Here is a 6,315-nt window from a genome sequence, read left to right as displayed (position 1 = left end):
GCCCCCCCCCGCCGAGGTGGCCGGTGCGGTCGGTTCGGATTCGTCGGAGCACCCGGAGAGAGCGACGCCGACCAGAAGAGCGGTTACTGCGAGTAAGGAGCCCCGTGTAAGCACTGGGGCACCATAGTGGACTCCACGCACAGCTGGTTCACAGCATCATGCAACCAACTACTCGTCGTCCTCGTCGCTGCGGGCCACGTAGGTCGCGAAGCGCTCGATCGGGATCTCGAACTCCGGGTTGAGGTCCACGAAGTCACGCAGCTGCTCGGCGAGCCAGCCGAGCGTCACGGTCTCCTCGCCGCGACGCTCGGCCAGCTCCTCGATGCCCTTGTCGGTGAAGTACATCAGCCGCGGCTCGGGAGCGCGGCCTCGATGAGGGCCTTCTGCTCCTGCTCGTGCACCTTCGCCGACCCGACCGCCGGCGACGCCGCGGCCTTGCGCGACACCCGGCGCAACCGGATGCCCTCGAGCTGCTCGAGCAGGTTCAGCGCGACGAAGCTCCAGGCACCCTGGTTCGCCGCCTCCTCCTGCACCCACACGTGGTCCTCGGCGTTCGGGTAGCGGCCGAGAACCTCGCGCGCCTCCTCCACCGGCAGCGGGTAGAGCTGCTCGAGGCGGACGATCGCGACGTCGTCGAGCTTGCGCTGCGCCCGCGCCGCGGCCAGGTCGTAGTAGACCTTGCCCGAGCAGAGCAGCACCCGCTTCACCTTCGCCGGGTCGGGCTTCACACCGTCGAAGCCCGGGTCGTCGATCACCGGCTGGAACCGGCTGCCCTCGGTGAACTCCTCCAGCGACGACACCGCGGCCCGGTGCCGCAGCAGCGACTTCGGGGTGAACGCGACGAGCGGACGGTGGATGCCCGAGAGCGCCTGGCGCCGCAGCAGGTGGAACCAGTTCGCCGGCGTGGTGCAGTCGACGACGGTCATGTTGTCTTCCGCGCACATCTGCAGGAAGCGCTCGATGCGGCCGGACGAGTGGTCCGGGCCCTGGCCCTCCTGGCCGTGCGGCAGCAGCAGGCCGACGCCGGAGCGCTGACCCCACTTCGCCTCACCGGAGGAGATGAACTCGTCGATGACGGTCTGGGCGCCGTTGACGAAGTCGCCGAACTGCGCCTCCCACAGCACCAGCGCGTCCGGCTGGGCCAGCGAGTAGCCGTACTCGAAGCCCATCGCCGCGTACTCGCTGAGCAGCGAGTCGTGGACGAAGAACCGGCCGTCGCCGTTGCCGCCGCGCGCGCCGAGCAGGTCGATCGGCGTGAACTCCGACCCGTTCTCCTTGTCGATGAGCACGGAGTGCCGCTGGACGAACGTGCCGCGGCGCGAGTCCTGCCCGGCCAGCCGGACGGTCTTGCCCTGGGCCACCAGCGTGCCGAGCGCGAGGATCTCGCCGAACGCCCAGTCGACGGTGCCCTCGCGGGACATCTTCCGGCGCTTCTCCATCAGCGGCTTGACCCGGGAGTGCGGGTGGAAGCCGTCCGGGTACTCGACGTGGACGTCGCCGACCCGGTGGATCAGCTCCAGCGGCACCGCGGTCTCGACGACCTGCGACGACGGGTTCGACTGCAGGGTCGGCTCCCGGCGCGAGGTCTGGGTGGAGTCCTTGGTGGCGCGGAAGACCTGCTCGAGCTTGCCCTGGAAGTCCTTGAGGGCTTCCTCGGCCTCGTCGACGGTGATGTCGCCCCGGCCGATCAGCGCCTCGGTGTAGAGCTTCCGGACGCTGCGCTTGTTGTCGATGATCGCGTACATCTCGGGGTTGCTCATCGAGGGGTCGTCACCCTCGTTGTGCCCACGGCGCCGGTAGCAGACCAGGTCGATGACGACGTCCTTGTGGAACGCCTCGCGGTACTCGAACGCCAGCCGGGCCACCCGGACGCACGCCTCGGGGTCGTCGCCGTTTACGTGGAAGATCGGCGCCTGGATCATCCGCGCGACGTCGGTGGAGTAGAAGCTCGACCGCGAGTAGGCCGGGGCGGTGGTGAAGCCGACCTGGTTGTTGACGACCACGTGCACGGTGCCGCCGGTGCGGTACCCGCGCAGCTGGGAGAGGTTCAGCGTCTCGGCCACCACACCCTGGCCGGCGAACGCGGCGTCGCCGTGGAGCAGCACCGGCAGCACGGTGAAGCCCTCGAGGCCCTTGTCGAGCAGGTCCTGCTTGGCGCGGACGATGCCCTCCAGGACCGGGTTCACCGCCTCCAGGTGCGAGGGGTTGCTGGTCAGCGACACCTTGATCGTGTGCTGCCCGTCGGGCGTCGTGTACTTCGACTCCGCGCCGAGGTGGTACTTCACGTCACCGGAGCCCTGGGTGGACTCCGGGTCCATGTTGCCCTCGAACTCGTTGAACACCTTCTCGTACGGCTTGCCGACGATGTTCGTCAGCACGTTCAGCCGGCCGCGGTGCGCCATGCCGATGACGAGCTCGTCCAGATCGTCCTCGGCGGCGGCCTGGAGCACCTCGTCGAGCAGCGGGATGACCGCCTCGGCGCCCTCGAGCGAGAACCGCTTCTGCCCGACGAACTTGGTCTGCAGGAACGTCTCGAACGCCTCGGCCTCGTTCAGCTTCGACAGGATGCGCTTCTGCGTCTCGGTGTCGGGCTTGGAGTGCTTGACCTCGACCCGCTTGGCGATCCAGGCCCGCTCGGCCGGGTCCTGGATGTGCATGTACTCCACGCCGATCCGGCGGCAGTACGAGTCACGCAGCACGCCGAGGATCTCGCGCAGCTTCATCGTCTTCTGGCCGGCGAAACCGCCGACCGGGAACGGGCGGTCGAGGTCCCACAGGGTGAGGCCGTGCTCGAGGATGTCGAGGTCGGCGTGGCGACGCTGGCGGTACTCCAGCGGGTCGGTGTCGGCCATCAGGTGGCCGCGGACCCGGTAGGAGTGGATCAGCTCGAGGATGCGCGAGGTCTTGTCGATCTCGCCCTCGTGCACGGTCGTGACGTCGCGGACCCAGCGGACCGGCTCGTACGGGATGCGCAGCGACGCGAAGATCTCGTCGTAGAAGCCGTCGGCGCCCAGCAGCAGCTGGTGCATGCGCTTGAGGAACTCACCCGACTGCGCGCCCTGGATGATGCGGTGGTCGTAGGTGCTGGTCAGCGTGATGACCTTGCTGATCGCCGACGCGGCCAGCTGCTCCTCGGACAGGCCGGAGAACTCGGCCGGGTACTCCATCGCGCCGACGCCGACGATGGCGCCCTGCCCCTTGGTCAGGCGCGGCATCGAGTGGACGGTGCCGATGCCGCCGGGGTTGGTGAGGCTGATCGTCGTGCCGGCGAAGTCGTCGGCGGTGAGCTTGCCGTTGCGTGCCTTGCGGACGATGTCCTCGTAGGCCTGCCAGAACTGCTGGAAGTTCATCGACTCGCAGCCCTTGATGCTGGCCACGACCAGCGAGCGGCTGCCGTCCTTCTGCTGCAGGTCGATCGCGAGGCCCAGGTTCACCTGGCCGGGGATGACCAGCGCGGGCTTGCCGTCCACCTCGGTGAAGGAGTTGTTCATCTCCGGGTGGGTGGCGACCGCCTTGATCAGGGCGTACCCGATCAGGTGGGTGAAGCTGACCTTCCCGCCCCGGGAGCGGGCCAGGTTGGAGTTGATCACGATGCGGTTGTCGGAGACCAGCTTCGCCGGGACGGCGCGCACGCTCGTCGCCGTCGGCACCTCGAGCGAGGTCTCCATGTTCTGGACGATCCGCGCCGCGGCGCCGCGGATCGGCTTGGTGGAGGGCTCGACCTTCTCGGCGGGCTTGGCCGGTGCGTCCTTCGCGGCCTTCGCGGGCTCCGCGGCCTTCGCCGGCGCGGCGCCGGTGGGCGGCGCGGGCTTCGGGGACGGCTTCGGCGTGGTGCTCGCGGCCTGGGCGGCCTGGGCGGCCGGCTTCGACGCGGTGGTCGTCACGGTCGACGCCGAGGGGCCTGGCTTGGGGCCCTGCCCAGATGGCGAGCTCCGTGGGGGGGTCGGCTTGGGGCCGACCTTCTGCGCGAGCGTCGCCGGGGTGGGCACGGTGCCGTTCGAGGACGAGGTCGAGCCACCGGCCCGGCCGTCCGCGCGGTCCGCCGCCGGGGCGGAGCCGTTGTCGCTCGCACCGCCGGTCGGCTTGTAATCGGCGAAGAACTCGTGCCAGGCCGGATCGACGCTCGCCGGGTCGGCGAGGTACTGCTGATAGATCTCCTCGACCACCCATTCGTTGGCCCCGAAGGCCGCCAGGGAATCCTCGGTCTGCGTTGAGGTGCTGCTCTGCGTCGACACGGCCGCGTGTTCGCCTTCTTCTCAGCTACTCGTGCGTACGGTTCGTTCTCTTCGATGGGGTTCGTGGGCACCCCGTCACGGCACGGTAACCCCGGAGCCGCAACTGTTCAGGCTACGCCCGCGTGCGGGCCCCTGCCGAGCGTGCCCGCTCAGCAGAAGGGGTGCCGAGTGCGAAATGACACTCAGTTTCCGTGCGTTTCGCTGAACCGTATCGGTTCAGCGTCCGAGTTCCTTTAGCTGACATCTCGCGCCGCCGTGACGAGTGTTCCGTAGACGGTCGTCGCGGCGCCGTAGCCGAGCAACACGAGCGCGGCGATCCACCACGCCGGGACGCCGTCGGCGGGCACCAGCGAGGTCATCGCCTGGGACGCCCCGCCCGGCAGGTAGTACTGCAGGCTGCTGATCCACTCCTGGTCGAACGCCGCGGCCAGCCGCGGGAACACCAGGAACGCGCCGAGTTCGCCGAGGTAGAGCAGGATCGCGGCGACGACCGCGAGCACCTGGTTGCGCAGCATGGTGCCGAGCCCGACTCCGAACACGACCCATACCAGGTACGCCAGCGCGTTCAGCGCCACCGCGCCGAAGCCGGTCGAGAGCCCGGCGTCGAGTGGAACGTCGAGCGAGACGAGGATCGCCGATCCGCCGCCGACCGCCAGCACGGTGCTGATCGCCCAGAACAGGAGCGCGCAGGAAACGGCGGCGGCGATTTTCGCCAGCACCACGCGTCGGCGTTTCGGCGTGGCGAGAAACGTCGCGGTGATCGTCTGATGGGTGTACTCACCCGTCACGATCGTGACGCCGAAGATCATCGTCAGCAGCAGGCCGAAGTACTGACCGGACGTGAACAGCGTTTCGGTGAAGTCCGGTGCGCTCTCGCGCAGGTCCGTCCGGGGCGTGAGTTGCGACCGCAGCACCAGGTACCAGAACAGCAGCGCGAGGGTCGTCACCAGCAACACACCGATCGCGGTGGACCAGCCGGCGGCGAGCGACCGGATCTTGAGCAGTTCGCTGTGGAAGGCCTTCACCGGATACCTGCCTGACCGTCGGTGAGCGCGAGGAACAGTTCCTGCAGATCGGACTGGAGCGGCGTCAGCTCGTGCAGCTCCACCCCGGCGGCCAGCGCCACCCGGCCGATTTCCGCCGCCGGTACCCCCTCCACCAGCAGGACGCCGGGCTCGGCGCCGGCCCGCATCTCCGCGCCGCGCAGCGCCGTGGCCAACCGGTCGGCGTGCGGTGTCCGTACCCGCACCCCCGACTGCGCCTCGGCCTTCAGCTCGGCGACCCGGGCCTGCCGGACGCTGCGCCCGGCCGCGATGATCACGACGTCGTCCACCGTCTGTTCGACCTCGCTGAGCAGGTGGGAGGAGACGAGCACGGTCTTGCCCGCGGCGGCCAGCGACCGCAGCAGATCGCGGAGCCAGCTGATGCCGGCCGGGTCGAGCCCGTTCGCCGGTTCGTCGAGTATCAGCACCGTGGGATCGCCGAGCAGGGCCTGGGCCAGCCCCAGCCGCTGACGCATGCCGAGCGAGTAGCTGCCGACGCGCCGCCCGGCGGCCGGTGCCATCCCCACCAGGTCGAGCACCTCGTCGGCGCGGCGGGCCGGGAGCCCCGCGGCCGCGCAGAGCACGCGCAGGTGGGCGCGGCCGGTGCGGCGCTTGTGGAAGCCGGACGCCTCCAGCGCGGCGCCGACCGCCTCCAGGGGCCGCGGCAGCTCGGCGTAGCGGTAGCCGCCGATCGTCGCGGCGCCCGACGTCGGCGCGACCAGGCCGAGCAGCATGCGCAGCGTCGTGGTCTTGCCGGCGCCGTTCGGCCCCAGGAAACCGGTGACGGTGCCGGGCTCGACGGTGAACGACAGGTCGTCCACCGCGCGGATCGAGCCGAACTGCTTCGAGAGACGGTCGACGACGATCCGTCCTGGATGCGGGGTGGGTTGCACGGCGGTCAACGTAGTGCGGCCCGGGCCGGGGACGGGAGTGATTGCTGTTTCCAGTGGATTTCCGCGGATAGGCGACCAGAAGCGGACTCCTCAGAACTAGCTCAGATATGCGGTCTCCGGAGCGAAGCACGCGGATGCTCTGCG

The 6,315-nt window shown here is 69.6% G+C and carries 4 protein-coding genes; all 4 read right to left on the bottom strand.

Annotation, left to right across the window (positions count from 1 at the left end; translation table 11 throughout):
- Positions 1-168: 168 nt before the first annotated feature.
- The 4 genes from ABD437_RS41550 to ABD437_RS41535 all read right to left on the bottom strand — a co-directional run bounded on the left by ABD437_RS41550 (position 169) and on the right by ABD437_RS41535 (position 6,180).
- Positions 169-345: a DUF6104 family protein gene (locus ABD437_RS41550; protein ID WP_344654499.1), complete on the bottom strand. Its 177-nt coding sequence runs from the start codon at positions 343-345 to the stop codon at positions 169-171.
- A complete protein-coding gene (locus ABD437_RS41545) occupies positions 345-4,235 on the bottom strand; it encodes a multifunctional oxoglutarate decarboxylase/oxoglutarate dehydrogenase thiamine pyrophosphate-binding subunit/dihydrolipoyllysine-residue succinyltransferase subunit (RefSeq protein ID WP_344654498.1) in 3,891 nt (1,296 codons plus the stop codon). The genes ABD437_RS41550 and ABD437_RS41545 overlap by 1 nt, the downstream gene beginning before the upstream one ends.
- Before the next feature lie 233 nt (positions 4,236-4,468).
- Positions 4,469-5,260: an ABC transporter permease gene (locus ABD437_RS41540; RefSeq protein WP_344654497.1), complete on the bottom strand. Its 792-nt coding sequence runs from the start codon at positions 5,258-5,260 to the stop codon at positions 4,469-4,471.
- The gene (locus ABD437_RS41535; RefSeq protein ID WP_425558369.1) at positions 5,257-6,180 is read right to left on the bottom strand and encodes an ABC transporter ATP-binding protein; all 924 of its coding nucleotides are present in this window, start codon (positions 6,178-6,180) and stop codon (positions 5,257-5,259) included. The genes ABD437_RS41540 and ABD437_RS41535 overlap by 4 nt, the downstream gene beginning before the upstream one ends.
- Positions 6,181-6,315 lie beyond the last annotated feature (135 nt).

Source organism: Cryptosporangium japonicum, from assembly GCF_039524755.1.
Classification (GTDB): domain Bacteria; phylum Actinomycetota; class Actinomycetes; order Mycobacteriales; family Cryptosporangiaceae; genus Cryptosporangium; species Cryptosporangium japonicum.
Note: the sequence above shows the minus strand (reverse complement) of the source record. Positions and strands in the feature narration are given on the sequence as shown.

Excerpts from the sequence above, each read along its gene's own strand:
- ABD437_RS41550 (WP_344654499.1), bottom strand. The coding sequence starts at position 345 with ATGTACTTCACCGACAAGGGCATCGAGGAGCTGGCCGAGCGTCGCGGC.